Below are 16,865 nucleotides of genomic sequence, written 5' to 3' on the forward strand. Positions count from 1 at the left end.
CCTGCTGGAAGGGCACAACCTGCTGCTTGGCGTGGTTACGGCTCCGCGTGGTGGCCGGCACCTGCGGGGTCCAGTGCCTCGGCGGGGATGCCGTCGCTGGACTTACGCTGGCGGCTGAGGGTGACCATGAGGATCGAGGAGAGCAACATGAAGCCTCCGACGACGAACATGGGTACCGTGTAGCCGCCGGTCAGGTCCTTGAGCCAGCCCGTGATGTATCCGGCGCTGAAACCTGCCAGGTTGCCCACCGTGTTGATCAGTGCGATGCCTGCGGCGGCCGCTGCACCTGTAAGGAACTGGGTGGGAACCGTCCAGAAGTTGGGCAGTGCCGCGAAGATGGACATGGCCGTGATGGTGATGACGGCAATCGTTGCCGCGGGGGATCCGGCGAACAGCGCCAGTGGGATGCTGACACCGCCAATGAGGGCCGGAAGGGCGATGTGCCAGGTCTTTACGCCGCGCTTTGTGGCGTCCTTGGACCAGAAGTACAGGGCGAACGCTGCCGGCAGGTACGGGATCGCTGTGATCAGGCCCTTCTGGAAGACATCGAATTTGGTGCCGTAGAGGCCTTCGAAGCCGGCGATGATGGTCGGCAGGAAGAAGCCCAGGGCGTACAGGCCGTAGATGAATCCGAAGTAGATCAGGGAGAGCATCCAGACGCGGCCATTGCCGAATACGGTGCGGACGCTGACGTGCTTGTTGCTTGCGGCGGTCTGGGCCTTTTCCTTTTCAAGGGCGCCGGTCAGCCAGGTCTTTTCCTCGGATGTCAGCCACTTGGCCTTGGCGGGGGAGTCCGCCAGGTAGAACCAGGCGATGATGCCGATGACGATTGCCGGGATGGCGACACCGAAGAACATGAAGCGCCAGCCCTCGAGACCGAAGAACACGCCGTGCTGCTGGATCAAAGCTCCGGCAAGCGGGGCGCCGATCACAGTGGTGAGTGGCTGTGCCAAGTAGAAGAGGGCAAGGATCTTGCTGCGGTGCTTGGACGGAACCCAGAGGCTCAGGAAGAGGATGGCGCCGGGAAAGAAGCCGGCTTCGGCAACACCCAGGATGAAACGCAGGATGTACAGCTGCTCAACGTTGCCTACCCAGGTGAAAAGCAGGGACACGATGCCCCAGCTGACCATGATGCGTGCCAGCCAGCGGCGGGCGCCGAATTTGTGGAGGGCCAGGTTGCTGGGGACTTCGAGAAGGATGTAGCCGATGAAGAAGACTCCGGATGCGAAGCCGAACTGGGCCGCAGAGAGTGCCAAATCGTTGTTCATACCGTTGGGGCCGGCAAAGGAGATGGCCGTGCGGTCAAGGTAGTTGATGAAGAACATCAGGGCGACGAACGGCACCAGCCGGATTGCCACCTTCTTGATTGCGGATTTTTCGACCACCGATTGTGTGGTGTCCACATTGACTCCTAGATGTTGGTATCCCTGCGGATCCTGCACTGGATGCGCCGGGCTGACTCATGTCATGCCGGTGGGGATCCGGCGTTGGCGAAGCTTGTGAGTTAAACCATAGGGCGCTCGAGGCAAATTGGTCAACCGGTTGACCTCAAGTATTTGTTCCGGATCCCCAAACGCTCAATTGGTCATCCGGTTGTTACGCTGAGAGCATGTCAGCGAACACCGCCGCAGCAGCGGCACACATGACGGCAGCGCTTGCCCCCATGGAGCAGGGCTCCGTTGTGTCCGAAGTTGCAGAAAGGCTGCTCGCCTACTTCACGAGTGGTGACATCGCACCGGGAACCCGCCTTCCGGCGGAGCGGAATCTGGCGGCTTCCTTGGGGGTTGGGCGTTCAGCGATCCGCGAGGCCCTCGCCGCGTTGGAGATCCTCGGTATCGTCATCGTGCGCCCAGGTTCGGGAACGTACCTGCGCGACGGCGTCTCCGAACTTTTGCCCCGGACGCTGAGTTGGGGACTGATGTTGGGTGAGCCGCGTACCCGCGAACTGGTTGAGTTGCGCAGCGGCCTGGAAGTTCAAGCTGTTGAGCTTGCCGCGCTTAGGGTTACTGACGAGGCGCTTGAGCGCATGCAGACCGACCTGGACGTCATGGCCAAGAACCTCGATGACCTCGCAGCATTCGTTGAAGCAGATGCGGCCTTCCACCGCGAAATTGCGGCCGCCTCCGGCAACATGGTCCTGGAGGAGCTCCTCCAGAGCATTCGCTCGCTGCTGCGGATCTGGGTGGACCGTGCCCTGACCGACGAAGGTCACGCCGAAGCCGCGCTCCGCGAACACACTGCGATCTTCGAGGCATTGCGTTCCAGGGACGCGTCAGCAGTATCCGAGACGATGCGTTCCCACATGGCTACGGCATCACGGCGCCTTCTCGCCGGATTCGACGCCGCGCAGTAAGGCACCGCGCGATTCGCGCCAAACGCCGCGGGCTTTTGATTCCGGCAATGGTCTTACGCAGTGGCTTCCGAGACCGGGTGGGTGACCTTTCGTTACTTCCCGGTCATGTTGCGCTCATCACATCTATTTGCTTCCCTCGACCCGTGCGCTGGATCCTTGCATGACCTAGTTTTTTTAGCGCTTGTCAGAGCGTGCCCAATGGAGGACACAATTTATGACTAACGTTCTTTGGTTTTCTGAGCTTGGCTTGTCCGACCTTGACCAGGTTGGCGGCAAAAATGCATCGCTTGGGGAAATGGTCCGGAATCTCGCCTCTGCCGGGGTGAAGGTTCCAGGCGGTTTCGCGACGACGGCGGACGCTTACCGGCGTTTTCTGGCGGACTCGGGGTTGGATGCCCGGATTGAAAGCATTCTTGAGGGCTTGGACAGCGGCGATGTGGCCGCGTTGGCCAAGGCCGGCCAGGAAATCCGGACCCTGATCCGTGAGACGCCGTTTCCGGCCGGTTTCGAAGAGGACATCCGGACGGCTTATGAGCGACTGACCCAGGAGCATGGTGGGGATGTGTCGTGGGCGGTACGTTCCAGTGCCACGGCTGAGGACCTTCCGGATGCGTCGTTTGCAGGGCAGCAGGAGACGTTCCTGAACATCCGCGGCATCGGGAACATCCTGCTGGCCATCAAGGATGTGTTCGCTTCCCTGTACAACGATCGCGCAATCGCCTACCGCGTACATCACGGCTTCACGCATTCGGAAGTGGCGCTCTCGGCAGGTATTCAGCGGATGGTGCGTTCCGACGTCGGTGCCTCCGGCGTCATGTTCACCATGGACACCGAAACCGGCTTCAGGGACGCTGTCTTCATCACGTCCTCGTATGGGCTGGGGGAGGCCGTGGTCCAGGGGGCTGTGAACCCTGATGAGTTCTATGTCTACAAGCCCGCTTTGGCAGCTGGGCGCCCGGCGGTGCTCAAGCGCGGCTTGGGGGAGAAGGCCGTGCAGATGGTCTACACGGATTCGGACGAAGTTGGCCGGACGATTGACTTCGTCCCGGTGGCGCAGGATCTGCGGAACCGTTTCAGCCTGACCGATGCTGAGGTTGAACAGCTCGCCCGGCACGCGGTAGCAATCGAGGAGCACTACGGCCGTCCGATGGATATTGAGTGGGGCAAGGACGGTGTTGATGGTGGGCTGTACATTCTTCAGGCCCGTCCGGAAACCGTAGAGTCCCGAAAAGCCGCCGGGACCACTTCCCGGTACACGCTCACGGAGCGGTCCACGGTGTTGGTGGAGGGCCGGGCGATCGGTCAGCGGATCGGTGCCGGGCAGGTGCGGGTGCTGTCCTCGATCGACCAGATGTCCTCGTTCCAGGAAGGCGATGTCCTGGTGGCGAACATGACGGACCCGGACTGGGAACCGATCATGAAGAAGGCCGCCGCGATTGTCACGGACAGGGGCGGACGGACGTGCCACGCCGCCATCATTGCCCGGGAACTGGGTATTCCAGCCGTTGTTGGTACCGGATACGCGTCCCAGATCCTCAAGGACGGAACTCCGGTCACCGTTAGTTGCGCGGAGGGCGAGGCTGGGCTCGTCTACGAAGGTTTGCTGGAGTACTCGCTGCACGAAACCAGCCTGGAGACCATGCCGGAAGCTCCGGTGAAGATCATGATGAACGTGGGAACCCCGGAACAGGCGTTCAGTTTCGCCAAGCTCCCCAACCACGGTGTGGGACTGGCCCGCTTGGAGTTCATCATCAACCGGCAGATCGGTGTCCATCCCAACGCCCTGTTGGCTGTGGCTGGTGAGATCGAGCGCCCGGCGACCCTGGATGACTACACCATCCGGCAAATCCAGGAAAAAACAGCCGCCTATGACGGTCCCCGCGACTACTACGTCCGGCGCCTGGCCGAAGGCATCGCCACCATCGCGGCGGCTTTCGCCCCCGAACCGGTCATCATCCGGCTCTCGGATTTCAAGTCCAACGAGTACGCCAACCTGATCGGTGGTCCGGCGTTCGAGCCGGAGGAAGAAAACCCGATGATCGGGTACCGCGGCGCGTCCCGGTACCTGTCGGCGTCCTTCCGGCAGGCGTTCGAACTCGAATGCGAAGCCTTGAAGTACGTGCGCAACGAGATGGGCCTGTCCAACATCAAGCTGATGGTCCCGTTCGTACGGACCCTGGACGAGGCCCGTGGCGTGACCGAACTGATCGCCGCCAATGGGCTGCGGCGCGGCGAGGACGGGCTGGAGATCGTGATGATGTGCGAACTGCCGGCCAATGCACTCCTGGCCGACGAGTTCCTGGAGTACTTCGACGGCTTCTCCATCGGGTCAAACGACCTCACCCAGCTCACCCTGGGTCTGGACCGCGACTCCGCCCTGGTTGCCGAAGGGTTCGATGAACGGAACCCGGCCGTGACCAAGCTGCTGGAGATGGCGATCACGGCGTGCCGCGCCAAGGGCCGCTACGTCGGCATCTGTGGCCAGGGCCCCAGTGACCACCCGGACTTTGCCGAGTGGCTGCTCGGGCAGGGCATCAGTTCGATTTCGCTCAACCCCGACGCCGTGACCGAAACCTGGCTGCGCCTGGCCCGCACCACCAGTACCACGGTCTAAATGGCAGACCACCAAACCGTGGGGGCGGGCTCCCCGCCCGCCCCCACGGTGTTCTTCCTCTCGGACAGCACCGGAATCACCGCTGAAACGCTCGGCAATACGCTACTGACCCAGTTCCCCGGCCAGCGGCTGGAACGGCGGACCATCCCGTTCATCACCACCATCCAGCAAGCGCGTCAGGTGGTGGCGCTGATCGACCGGGTGGCTGCCACAGGTCCTGTTCCGATCATCTTTTCCACCGCCGTGGGGCAGGGCATCCGTGCCGTACTCTCCCAGAGCCGCGGGCAATTCTTCGACTTGTTCGGTACGCATATAGGGCAACTCGAACAAGCCCTCGGTGCGCAGGCCAACGGCAAGCCCGGCCAGGCTCACGGCGTGGGCGATGCCGTCCGCTATCAATCCCGCATGGCCGCGGTGGAATATGCCATAGAGCACGACGACGGCCAATCGCTCCGGGCGCTTGAACGCGCCGAATTGATACTCATTGCCCCTTCGCGGTGCGGGAAAACTCCCACCACCATGTACCTTGCTTTGCAGCACGGCATCCTCGCCGCCAATTTCCCGCTGGTGGAGGAAGACTTTGACAACATGGTGCTCCCGAAGCCCTTGTTGCCTTTCGCGGGCAAGTGTTTCGGGCTGACATCCCAGCCTGTCCGGCTCAGCCAAATCCGGCAGGAACGCCGGCCGGGCAGTAACTACGCGTCCCTGAACCAGTGCACCTTCGAGCTGCGCAACGCCGAAGACATGTACCGGGCCAATGACATTCCCTACGTCAACTCCGCATCCATGTCCGTGGAAGAAATATCTGCCACGGTGCTCCAACGAATGCAGCTGCATCACTGACGTCATTGCCTCGCAACCCACAGGGGAGGTCGATCATGAAGATCGGGAGGCACGCTCTTGGGCCGGAAGGTCAATGAGGGTTAGGTGTCTTCGGCCAGGTCCTGGACGTCGAAGGTCTCGCGCGCCTGTTCGATGAGGGGCATGTGCTTTGCAGCCCACTCCAGGAGCACATCGATGGGGTAACGAAGTGTCTTGCCTAAAGGTGTGATGCGGTACTCGATCGCGACGGGGCGCGAGCTAAGCAGTTCGCGTTCGATAATGCCGTTTCGTTCGAGGCGACGCAGCGTCGCCGTCAGGGACTTCTGCGACACCGACGGGATGGCCCGTCGCAGTTCGCTGAACCGGCAAGGCCGCTCGCAGAGTTCGTTGAGCACGCTCAATGACCACTTGTCGAGAACTTGATCGAGCAATTCCCGATGGGGCGTGCTGATCTCCAGACGGTCATCGTGGCTAGTGGTATCCGGCATGAAACCTGGTCTCGTTGAAGTGTCCTGCATCTACCAGGTATCAAAGATATACCAACGTTTACCTCTTTCCCAAGGAGTCTCATGCCTGTTCACCGTTTCAGCCCGGAAGGCCTGATGCAGCCCACCCCGTACCACCACGTCGCCGTCGGCACCGGCACCCGTCACGTTCACGTCGCGGGCCAGATCTCGCGCCTGGCTGATGCTACGCCCGTCGCTCCGGACGACCTGGCCGGCCAGGTCGCCCAGGCCCTCCGCAATACCGCGACCGCGCTGGCCGGCGCCGGGGCGAGCTTCGACGACGTCGTGCGTTTGACGTTCTACGTCACCGCCTGGGCTCCGGAGAAGATCAGCGCTTTCATGGAAGGTATCGAAAGTGTCGCTGCGGAGATCGGACTGCCCTCGCCGATGCCACCGTCCTCGCTGATCGGCGTCGAGTATCTGTTCGAACCGGATGGGCTCGTCGAAGTTGAAGCAACCGCGGTACTGGATTAGCAACGCCACCAGGGGTTCGTGCACGACTGTTTAAAGAGTCCTCAGCGCCTCAACCACCAAATCGTGATACCGATGGGGGCCAAGCCCACTCAGCGGTAAATCGGGTACTACAGTTGATGTATGGCTGCCAGCCGCAATCCGCTCGATGACCTGCGCGAAACCATCGGCCATCTGGCCAATCAGCTCAAGCTGCCCGGTTCCGAACGCGTCGACGACCTCGTGGGCGATCTCATCGGTGCAAGGCCCGGGCCGGCCCGGCCGCTGTCCGAGGTGCAGGCCGAACTCGACGCGCTGGTTGGACTGGGGACCGTGAAGGAACAGGTGCGGGCCCTGGTCGCACTGCTCCAGGTCCAGGCTCGTCGTAAGGCGCACGGTCTGCCGGAGGTGGCCACATCCCAGCATCTGGTGTTTCTCGGAAACCCGGGCACAGGCAAGACGACCGTGGCGAGGCTCCTGGCCGAGATGTACCGCGCGGTCGGGCTGCTGCAGAAAGGGCACCTGGTCGAGGTCGACCGTTCGGGCCTGGTGGGGCAGTACGTCGGGGCGACCGCCATCAAGACGGACCGGGTGATCCGGCGGGCGTTGGACGGGGTCCTGTTCATCGACGAGGCCTACGCGCTGGCCCCGGAGGACGGCCGGATGGATTTCGGCCCCGAGGCGATCGAGGTCCTGCTCAAGCGGATGGAGGACCACCGCCACCGCCTGGTGGTGATCGTGGCCGGCTACCCGCGGTTGATGGAATCCTTCTTGCTCTCGAACCCTGGACTGCGCTCCCGGTTCGCCCGGGAGATTACGTTCCCGGACTACTCCGTGGACGAGCTCGATACGATCTTCCACCAGATGCTTGCCCAGCACGAGTACACGCTGGAGCCGGGTGCAGACCAGATGCTGCGGCGCATCCTCACTGGGCTCCACGCGGGCGAGGACTCCGGCAACGCGCGGTTTGCACGCACGCTGTTCGAGCAGGCGCTCAACCGCCAGGCGCTTCGGCTCTCGCTCGATGAAGAACAAAGTCTGGACGCCCTCGATCGTGAGGCCGTCATGACGCTCACCGCGGAGGACATCGCCGAGGCCGCACTGGCCTTGGGTGAGGAGCCGGAGACGGAAGCGACGCCGGAACGGGAACAGTCACGCTGGTGGCGCTGGCTGGTCTGACGGCGAGGCCTTCTCCAGGCGTCGGGCTCGAGGTGGTGGCACGCCGCCGGAAAGCCTTCAGTCACGGCAGTCGGGCCAGATTTGATGGCTCGTTTCCTGAATGCCAAAACCACGGGATTCGGATCGCAGCCCAGTCGCGGGGGGAGTCCGCCACGCGGTCGCCTTACATGTGACACCGCTCGACACTTTGACCGGCGAGCTTCCCTTGGGGGCTCCGCCAAAGGTAGGGGTGGCTGTTATGCGCTTCATGGCTCCTCCTGCATCCTGCTGGTTCAACCATGCTTCAGCTGGATCAAGAGTTACCCCGGTTTTGCGCAGCTTAGGCAAAGTTTATGGACAGGAAAAAGTGCGACGGCGGTACTTGCCGAGTGCCGCCGTCGCACGATTCCTGTTACTTAAGCCAGGACGTCACCGTTTCCTGGTGCGCGTCCACCCACTTTTTGGCTGCGGCTTCGGGGCTCATGCCGCCCTGAATATCCGTGGCGACTGAATTCTGGTCATCGTTGGTCCATTTGAAGCCCTTGGCCAGTTTGGCTGCCGGTGAGCCGCTGTCCGCAAACTTCTTGGAAATAATCTTGTTGAGTGTATAGGTCGGGTAGTCGCACGCCACTTTTTCTGCGTCAGCATCGCAGCCCTCGGTCCAGGCCGGCAGGGAGACCTTCTTGAGGGGAATCTGGGACAGGAACCACTGCGGTTCATAGAAGTAGCCCAGCAGCGGCGTCTTGTTTTGCTCCGCCGTCCGGAACGACTGGATGAGGGCAGCCTCCGAGCCGGAGAACACCACTTTGTAATCCAGGTTCAGGTTCTTCACCAGTGCTTCGTCGTTCGTGACGAAAGCGGGGTCGCCGTCGAGGATCTGGCCCTTTCCGCCGGACTCGGAGGTGGTGAACATCGACGCGTACTTGTTCAGGTTCTTCCCGTCCGTGATGTCCGGGTACTTCTCTGCCATCCATGGTGGTACGTACCAGCCGATGTGGCCTTCGTTGCCGGTGGGTCCGGCGTCTACAGCCACCTTCTGATCCGTAATGTACTGCTTGGTGAGGTCAGCATGACCCCAGTTTTCCATGATGACGTCCACCTCACCGGAGGCGAAACCCTGCCAGGAAATCTGTTCGTTGAGGTCCTTCTGCACCACAGTGCAACCAAGCTGGTTTTTCGCTACGTAGCTGTACACGGCAGCATTGGCCGTATAGCCGACCCAGGCGTTCATCGCGACACTAACAGCTCCGCAGGGTGCATCCGAGGCACCTGCGGGTGCGGCGGCCACCTGGTTCACGGAAGCACCCCCGCAGCCTGTCAGCAGCAAAGCAGCCGCGGCGACTCCTGCCATCAGGGGGATAGTTCGTTTCAACAGCGGTCCGGCTTTTTTCATTGTTGGGTCTCCTTGTTGGGGGGTGGGAGTATGGCGGGAATGTTTGTTCATTGGAGCGACCAGGTTCATGGGGTCTTGGCCGCGGCAATTTTCCGCAGCGGGGTTGCTGCCGCAGCCTGGGTCATCCTGTCGAGCAGGATGCCGAGGAACACGATGGCAAGGCCTGCGGCCAGGCCCTTGCCGAACAGTGAACTTTGGACAAAGCCGGCGACGACGTCGTACCCGAGTCCGCCTGCACCGACCAGGGCACCCACGACCACCATGGCAAGGACGTAGATCAGCCCTTGGTTGGCGGCGAGTGCCAGGGACTTCCTGGCCATCGGCAACTGGACCTTGGTAATGACCTGCCAAGGCGTTGAGCCGCTGGAAATGGCAGCTTCAAGGACAGTGGGTGAGATTGCTGCGATGCCATCGGCGGTGATTTTGATGGCGACAGGAGCTGCGTAGATGATGCCTGCGATGATCGCCGTGAAACGGGTAGCGCCGAAGAGTCCCAGGAACGGAACAAGATAAACGAACGCGGGCATCGTCTGGCCGGCGTCCAGAATTGGCCGAAGGACTTGGTCTACCCTTTCGGAACGGCCCATCGCGACACCGAAGACCACACCAAGGACCATGACAAGCGCGGTGGCCACCAGCGTTCCGGCGAGGGTGACCATGGAATCGCTCCAGAGGCCAAGGTAGATGATGACACCAAGGCAGGCGGTGGTTACGGCGGCGAGCTTCCAACCGCCCAATGCGTAAGCGGCCAGGGCAATGACGCCCACGAGGATGTAGAAAGGGGTGTCTGTGAGCAGGGACTGGAACGGGTTCAGGATTCCAGTGGTGACCGATTCACGCAGGGACACTGTGAACAGGGACAGGTTGCTCTGCATCCACTGGCTTGCCGAGCTCACCGCCTGGACAATCGCCGGGCCGATGTTGAAGTCCTTCGGGAAAGCCGCGGCCCACAATGAGCTCCTGGACAACTGGACCATGACCAGGGCCAGGCCCAGCGTGACACCCAGGACTATGTATCGGTTCCTGCGCGAGATCCGGCCGTTCCGGGCAGCGCCCGGTTCCGCCCGGCGGCTGGCTGCAGTGGTTACCCGGTCCAGCACGATCGCGAGCAGGACGATGGAGAGGCCGGCATTTACTGCAGTTCCGACGTCGAGCGATTGCAGCGCGCGGACAACGACCTGGCCGAGTCCTGGAGCGGCGATCAGTGCCGCAATAGTGACCATGGACAGAGCCGCCATGGTGCTTTGGTTGATTCCCATGACAACTGTGCGCCTGGCCATGGGAAGCTGCAGGGTAAGCAGCCGCTGCAGGCCCGTGGTACCCAGCGAGTCCGAGGCTTCCCGGGTGTTCTCCGGGATGCTTCGGATACCGTGGGCCGTGAGGCGGATTACCGGAGGCGCGGCGTAGATGACAGTGGCAATGACGGCCGAGGCCGGGCCGATGAGGAAGATGAGCGCCAAGGGGGCCAGGTAGACGAATGTGGGCAGCGTCTGCATGAAGTCCAGTACCGGCGTGATCACTGTGGCAACCCGGGTGGAGACACCGGCGAGGATACCGAGCGGGATCCCAATCAGGAGTGTCAGCAGCACAGCGGTAAGAACCAAGGCGAACGTGTAGGTGGCCTCAACGAACAGACCCTGGATGCCGAAGAAGGTAAAGACGGATAGGGTCAGGAGAGCCACGCGGACGTTCCCGACGGCGAACGCAATCCAGCCAAGTAGTCCTACGGTTCCTAGCCAGCCAATTTCAGGCAGCCGCAGGCCGGTGGAACTCGCCGCAAAGAGCGTGATGAAGAGGTTGGCGACGTTGTCCACCACGGCCCGCAGTGGTGTGAAGATATACAGGAAGACGGGGTTGTCGGCCCGGTTGGCCGCAACCCAGGCGTTGAACTGGTTGAGTGAGCGGTGCAGATCCGTCAACTCGGAGGCAGGCAAAGTCAGGGTGGACGTCCCGTGCAGGATCAGAAAGCCCAGGATCCAGATGACGCCCGCGCCAACCAGCAGCATGGTGCGGCGACTGGGCAGGCGGCGCGGTTCCTTAACAGGGGAGGAGGCTGGCTGGATCTTTTCCTGATCCCGGACAAGCGTAGTCATCAGGCCGCTGCTTCCGCTGGCTGCAGCACAGAGAGGATGCTGTCACGGTCGATCTGCCCGATGATCCTGCCTGCTTCATCCTCCACGAGGACGGGGCAGGAGGAATGCATCACGGTTGTTATGGCGTCCCGGATGATCATGCCGGAACTGAGGACCGGAGCATCCAGGGGCGTTCCATCCATCAAGGGACGCATAATCCACTTCAAGGTCAGGACGTCCGCGCGGGGAACTTCGGACACAAAATCCTCAATGTACTGATCTGCCGGAGATCCCACCAACTCATCCCCGGTGCCGCACTGGACCATCTCGCCGTTGCGCATGATCAGGATGCGGTCCCCGAGCTTGAGTGCCTCGGAAAGGTCATGGGTGACGAACACCATGGTCTTCCCCATTTCCTTGTGGAGTCGGATCACCTCGGCCTGCATGTCACGCCTGATGAGGGGATCCAATGCAGAGAAGGGCTCGTCGAAAAGGATGGTGTCCGGGTCGCCTGCCAAAGCCCGGCCAAGGCCGACACGCTGCTGCATACCGCCGGACAGCTGGTCCGGATAGTGCTGTTCGTACCCCTTCAGGCCGACCAGTTCAATGATTTCCCGAGCCCGGCCGTAGCGCTCATTCTTAGCCGCCCCCCGGATTTGCAGGCCGTAGGATACGTTGTCCAAAACCGTCCGGTGAGGCAGGAGTCCGAAGTGCTGGAACACCATGGACATCTTCCGCCGGCGAAGTTCCCGCAGCTCCCCAACGCCTGCCTGCAGGACGTCCCTGCCGTCCACCATTACCTGCCCTGAAGTGGGTTCAATAAGCCGGGTGAGGCAGCGGACAAGGGTTGATTTGCCGGATCCCGAGAGACCCATAACGACGAAGACCTCACCCTTTGCGACGTCGAAACTTAGGTTGCGGACGGCCGCTACGCAGCCTGAGGCTGCCAACAGTTCAGCAGAGCTAAGGGACGAAAGCCGGGGATCACCAGGGATCTTTTCACCAGCGGGGCCAAAGACTTTCCAGAGGTTCCGTACTGAGATGTCGGGGCTGTTCATTGCTGTACTCCTGCTTATGGCGGCTCGAACCAATGGCCGGGCTTTGAGTGGATGTCTTGCTGCTTGCCTTTTCGCCGAAGTCCCCCACTGAGCTTGGGGAAAGCTGGGGGATACGCCGGTGGAGGCAGCGCTCTCAACGCCATGCTCCAGACGCCCGCGGGCAAATCCTTGCGCGATGTCGCGAGGGCACTGTAAATCTTCTTCGCTGCGAACGGACTTGATCTGCATGTTGCTGGTTGTGCATGCATCAACATCACCCGTAATACGCAACAGTGATGTATCTCACTCCACCTGTCAAGGTTTGGAAATAAATAAAAACGATGGCCAACAGCCACCGTGGACGACGCTTGCGCCATCCCAATGATTGGCGGGTTGGGCGCTGGACCACGTCAAGGGAAGGGTCACCGTGAGGGAAGCTGCTTTGTGACGGTGCCGTCGAGTCGTATGACGGCATTGGCCCGTACTGGTTCTGACCGGTGTGAGGATCTCAGAGGTCGTCTTCGGGCCGGGCAGTGAGAATTCGATTGGCGCTCAACTGGAGGATGCCGAGCGATTCCTGGATCAGGGGAGAGGTGATGCTGCCGCGGCGTACGGCAGCGACAATGCGGCGCGACGGCTTACCCCTGCCCGTGATACGGAGCCGAACTACGTTTTCTGCACTACGCAGCGGCGCCAGTCTCGGCAGCAGGCCCACGCCCAGCCCTGCGCCCACGAAGGCGATTTGGGTTTCCCACTCGACGGCCTCGTGGGCAATTCGTGGTGTTACCCCGGCCGCGGTGAACGCCGCAGTGAAGAGGGAATGGTAGGTCGAGCCGGCGGCCTCCGTAATCCAGGGTTCCGACGCCAGCTCCTGGAGTGTCACCGTCTCCCGCGATGCCAACGGATGGTCAGAGGGAATGATGACGTCCAGGGGGTCATCGAGCAGGACGGTCTGTTCGAAGCGCGGATCGTCCTCGGCGTATGTGTCGGACTGCATGGCGACGATGACTGCAAGGTCGATTCGCTCGGCAACCAACAAGTCGAAGCAGCGGGCCGGGTTGGCCTCGAGTACTTGCACTTCCAGTTGGGGGCGCGTTGAGCGAAGAGTCGCGGCGAGTGGCGCAAGCAACTGGGCGGCCGCCGTCGAGAATCCGCCGAGGCCAAAATGCGACTGGACCTGGTCCCCGGCCTTCATGGCTGCGGCGCGCAGGCTCTCCCAGTCGGCAATGAGCGTGTCCGAACCCGCCACGAGAAAGCGGCCCGTGGCGGTCAGCCGCACCCCCCGGCCGTCCTTCGTCAGCAGCTGCATTCCAAGTACGCGTTGGAGCTCCCGCAACTGCGCCGACACGGCGGAGGGAGAATAACCTGTGAGCTCCGCGGTGGCGCCAATGGTGCCGCAGCGGGCAAACACCCGAAGTGTGATGAGTCTCGCATCGATCATGCACCTATTGTGCACGGTTATCTTCCAAATGTTGCGCTTTTGTTGCAGCGCATTCGTCCCTAATCTCATGACTACAAGGATTTTGAATACAACATCGGTTGCACCCAAGCACCCTTGGTCGCCATGAATCGCACGCTAACCCAGGCCTCCCGGGAGGAAACACATGTCTGCTCCAGTCTTGCCCCTCAATTCACGCGGAAAACTCGCTTCATCATTGCCTGCAGAGCAGCTGGCAGAGATCAGCCAGTTGTTCGAGTTCCGGCGCACGGGATATTCCCTCGATGCCCCCTTCTACACAGACCCCACGATTTTCAAGATCGACATGGAGGCCATTTTTGGCCAGCACTGGATCTTTGCCGGCAGCGTCGCAGAACTCCCGGAGCCGGGTGACTACATCACTGTGGATTATGGCCCCTACTCGCTGATTGTGCTGCGGAACGACGACGGCGGCGTGAACGTCCTGCACAACGTGTGCCGCCACCGTGGCGCCCGCGTCCTGACCGAAGCTGCCGGGTCCACTGGCAACCTCGTTTGTGGCTACCACTCCTGGACCTATTCCGCGGAAGGTAACCTGATCCACGCCTCCGCTCCCGGCGAAGCGAAGTTCGACAAGAACTGCTTCGCGCTCAAGCGTGCGCACAGCCGCGAAGTTGCCGGCCTCATCTTCGTCTGCATCGCTGATGAACCGCCGACGGACTTTGACGAGACCTCCAAGATCTTCGAGCCCTACCTCGCGCCCCACGATCTGTCCAAGACGAAGATTGCCTACCAGCAGAACATCATCGAAGAGGGCAACTGGAAGCTCGTCATGGAGAACAACCGTGAGTGCTACCACTGCGACGGGCATCCGGAACTCGCCTGCTCGCTCTTCCCCACGTGGGGCCTGACCGAGGGGCTGATCCCGGCCCATCTCGAGGAAGTTTGGGACCGCAACAAGGAAGCACAGTCCTCGCTCGAAGAGCGTTGCCGCCGTTACGGCCTGCCCTACGAGGTAGTTGAGGAACTGGACACCCGTATCGCCGGAATCCGCATCTCGCGCGAATCCCTGGACGGTGAGGGCGAATCGTTCTCCGCCGATGGCCGCCGGCTGTCCAAGAAGCTGCTCGGTGACCTGCCCGACTTCCGCCTTGGCCGCTGCTCGATGCACCTGCAGCCCAACAGCTGGTTCCACTTCCTGGGCGACCACGTGATCACCTTCGGTGTCTTCCCGATCAATGAGCACCAGTCCTTGGTCCGCACCACCTGGCTGGTAGCCGACGATGCCGTGGAAGGCGTTGACTACGACCTCGAGAAGCTGACCTACACCTGGAAGCAGACCAACCTGCAGGACAAGGCCTTCGTGGAGCTGTGCCAGCAGGGCGCCGGCAGCCCCGCCTACGAGCCCGGCCCGTACATGAAGAGCGAATACCAGGTTGAGGCGTTCATCAACTGGTACGTACAGCGCGTGCAGGAGCACTTGGCATGATTGAACTCCTCACAGAGACGGCAATCCAGGAGCCACAGCGGATCCGTGGACTTGAAATGCCGTGGAACAGGGTGATGGGCAGCACCGAGGCACCCGCCCGTGCTGCCCGTGCCCTGGGCCCCTGGCACCCGCAGGAGTTCATGGCTGAATGCGTGGAAACCGTTCCGGAAGCGGGCGGCCTCATGACGTTCGTGTTCCGGCGCTGCGACGGCGCCCCTCTTGCGTTCCGTGCAGGGCAGTACGTCAACGTGGCCTTTCCCGTGAACGGCGAGGACAAGGAACCGGTGGACCGCAGCTACTCGCTGTCCAGTTCGCCCACCGAGCCGTGGACTTTCAGCATCAGCGTCAAGCGCGATGGTGGCGGCCTGGTTTCGCCGTGGGTGCACGAAAACGTCAAGCCAGGTACCGTCCTGGAGATGCTCGGGCCAGTCGGCGCGTTCCACCTGCCCGACGCGGACCGGCGTGCTCGTTACCTCTTGCTCGCTGCTGGAGCCGGCATTACGCCCATCATGTCCATGGTGCGGACCATCCACTCCTTGCCGGGGCATGCTGACGTTGTTGTCCTGTACCACGGAGCGGAAGCCGGGGGTTTTGCCTTCCACCAGGAATTGGCGTACATAGCGTCCGTGGACTCGCGCGTAAAGGTCTTCTATTCCCTGGGTGACCGCAGCAAACCCGAGGGGTGGGAAGGACTCAGCGGGAGGCTGACGGCGGCCATGCTCGACGAGGTGGCCCCCGATGCCAACGGCCGCCAGGTGTATGCCTGCGGTCCCGAGGGCTACCTGAACACTGCCACCGAGCTCCTCAAGAAGGTGGGCGTCGACGACACCTCCATCTACATGGAGTTCTTCACCGGCGACCGCCAGACGCTCCTTGAATACCAGGCGGAGCTGGCGCATGCAGCGGACATTGCCGAGGAAATCGCGGAGGAAATCGCCGATTCCGCCGAGGACTACTTTGAAAGCCAGCCCACAGCGTTCGGGCTCTACGAGCCAGGCTACGACGCCGAGGGAACCCTGAAGGCCGGGGGACTGCCGCTGGAAACCGTCGATGCGGATGCGGCTGGTCCGGAAGCCCTCGACGGCGGTTCGGACACCGAGCCGGAGACCGCGTCCCCGGATGCCTCAAGTTTCGACACCGTCGGAACGGGAAGCCTCACGCTGTCCTTCATGCGCACGGGAATCAATGTACGCATCGATCCCACCGAGCACATTCTGGGGGCGGCCCAGCGTGCGGGCGTCAGGATCGGCGCAAACTGCAAGGAAGGCATGTGTGGCTCCTGCAAGGTCGTCAAGCTTTCCGGGGAGGTGGAGATGAACCACCAGGGCGGGATCCGGGCCAGGGAAATCGATGCAGGCAAGTTCCTGCCCTGCTGCTCCACAGCCCGGACCGATATGGTGATTGATGCCTAGCTTCCAGCTGCGGAGATAGCGGGACAGGTAGCGTGGCCACGGTTACGGACGAAAGACGAGTACAAACTACTCGTGCACCAAGACTGCCCGTTGGTCTTTACTGGATGCAGCGGAGCCCAAATAACTGCCAATAACCCCCCAA

At 61.9% G+C, this 16,865-nt stretch carries 13 protein-coding genes; 7 read left to right on the forward strand and 6 right to left on the reverse strand.

Going from position 1 to position 16,865, the window contains the following annotated elements:
• Window positions 1–35: 35 nt before the first annotated feature.
• The gene (locus AC6I99_RS10710) at window positions 36–1,403 is read right to left on the reverse strand and encodes an MFS transporter (protein ID WP_497945173.1); all 1,368 of its coding nucleotides are present in this window, start codon (window positions 1,401–1,403) and stop codon (window positions 36–38) included.
• 206 nt (window positions 1,404–1,609) lie between these two features.
• Here AC6I99_RS10710 and AC6I99_RS10715 point away from each other — a divergent pair, with 206 nt between their 5' ends.
• The 3 genes from AC6I99_RS10715 to AC6I99_RS10725 all read left to right on the forward strand — a co-directional run bounded on the left by AC6I99_RS10715 (window position 1,610) and on the right by AC6I99_RS10725 (window position 5,810).
• Window positions 1,610–2,353, forward strand: a complete 744-nt coding sequence (locus AC6I99_RS10715; RefSeq protein ID WP_224164277.1) for a FadR/GntR family transcriptional regulator — start codon at window positions 1,610–1,612, stop codon at window positions 2,351–2,353.
• Between the two features lie 214 nt (window positions 2,354–2,567).
• Complete coding sequence (gene ppsA / locus AC6I99_RS10720) at window positions 2,568–4,967, forward strand: phosphoenolpyruvate synthase (protein ID WP_497945172.1); 2,400 nt, start codon at window positions 2,568–2,570, stop codon at window positions 4,965–4,967.
• Window positions 4,968–5,810: a pyruvate, water dikinase regulatory protein gene (locus AC6I99_RS10725; protein WP_497945171.1), complete on the forward strand. Its 843-nt coding sequence runs from the start codon at window positions 4,968–4,970 to the stop codon at window positions 5,808–5,810.
• A gap of 80 nt (window positions 5,811–5,890) precedes the next feature.
• On the opposite strand, the gene AC6I99_RS10730 is transcribed toward AC6I99_RS10725, so the two are convergent.
• The gene (locus AC6I99_RS10730) at window positions 5,891–6,277 is read right to left on the reverse strand and encodes a winged helix-turn-helix transcriptional regulator (protein WP_224090072.1); all 387 of its coding nucleotides are present in this window, start codon (window positions 6,275–6,277) and stop codon (window positions 5,891–5,893) included.
• Between the two features lie 81 nt (window positions 6,278–6,358).
• On the opposite strand from AC6I99_RS10730, the gene AC6I99_RS10735 reads away from it, so the two are divergent.
• Both AC6I99_RS10735 and AC6I99_RS10740 read left to right on the forward strand, forming a co-directional pair.
• Window positions 6,359–6,769, forward strand: a complete 411-nt coding sequence (locus tag AC6I99_RS10735; RefSeq protein WP_224090073.1) for a RidA family protein — start codon at window positions 6,359–6,361, stop codon at window positions 6,767–6,769.
• Window positions 6,770–6,889: 120 nt separating this feature from the next.
• On the forward strand, window positions 6,890–7,924 hold the full coding sequence (locus AC6I99_RS10740) for an AAA family ATPase (protein WP_497945170.1): 1,035 nt from the start codon (window positions 6,890–6,892) through the stop codon (window positions 7,922–7,924).
• Window positions 7,925–8,315: 391 nt separating this feature from the next.
• Here AC6I99_RS10740 and AC6I99_RS10745 read toward each other — a convergent pair whose 3' ends face one another.
• From AC6I99_RS10745 to AC6I99_RS10760, 4 genes are all read right to left on the reverse strand, one after another.
• Window positions 8,316–9,296, reverse strand: a complete 981-nt coding sequence (locus AC6I99_RS10745) for an ABC transporter substrate-binding protein (protein WP_309926380.1) — start codon at window positions 9,294–9,296, stop codon at window positions 8,316–8,318.
• Between the two features lie 65 nt (window positions 9,297–9,361).
• Window positions 9,362–11,389 (reverse strand): ABC transporter permease, encoded by a 2,028-nt coding sequence (locus AC6I99_RS10750; RefSeq protein ID WP_224090077.1) that lies wholly within the window; start codon window positions 11,387–11,389, stop codon window positions 9,362–9,364.
• A complete protein-coding gene (locus AC6I99_RS10755; RefSeq protein ID WP_497945169.1) occupies window positions 11,389–12,426 on the reverse strand; it encodes a quaternary amine ABC transporter ATP-binding protein in 1,038 nt (345 codons plus the stop codon). Before AC6I99_RS10755 ends, AC6I99_RS10750 begins: the two co-directional genes overlap by 1 nt.
• Window positions 12,427–12,913: 487 nt before the next feature.
• Window positions 12,914–13,846 carry a LysR family transcriptional regulator gene (locus tag AC6I99_RS10760; protein WP_224090081.1) on the reverse strand — a complete coding sequence of 311 codons (933 nt, stop codon included), beginning with the start codon at window positions 13,844–13,846 and terminating at the stop codon, window positions 12,914–12,916.
• 163 nt (window positions 13,847–14,009) lie between these two features.
• On the opposite strand from AC6I99_RS10760, the gene AC6I99_RS10765 reads away from it, so the two are divergent.
• Together AC6I99_RS10765 and AC6I99_RS10770 are read left to right on the forward strand one after the other, a co-directional pair.
• Entirely contained in the window at window positions 14,010–15,311 is a 1,302-nt protein-coding gene (locus AC6I99_RS10765; RefSeq protein WP_224164285.1) for an aromatic ring-hydroxylating oxygenase subunit alpha, read from the forward strand.
• Window positions 15,308–16,723: a ferredoxin reductase gene (locus AC6I99_RS10770; protein WP_224164286.1), complete on the forward strand. Its 1,416-nt coding sequence runs from the start codon at window positions 15,308–15,310 to the stop codon at window positions 16,721–16,723. The genes AC6I99_RS10765 and AC6I99_RS10770 overlap by 4 nt, the downstream gene beginning before the upstream one ends.
• Window positions 16,724–16,865: the final 142 nt, after the last annotated feature.

The sequence above is a fragment of the Arthrobacter sp. TmtSoilC77 genome (assembly GCF_059739415.1).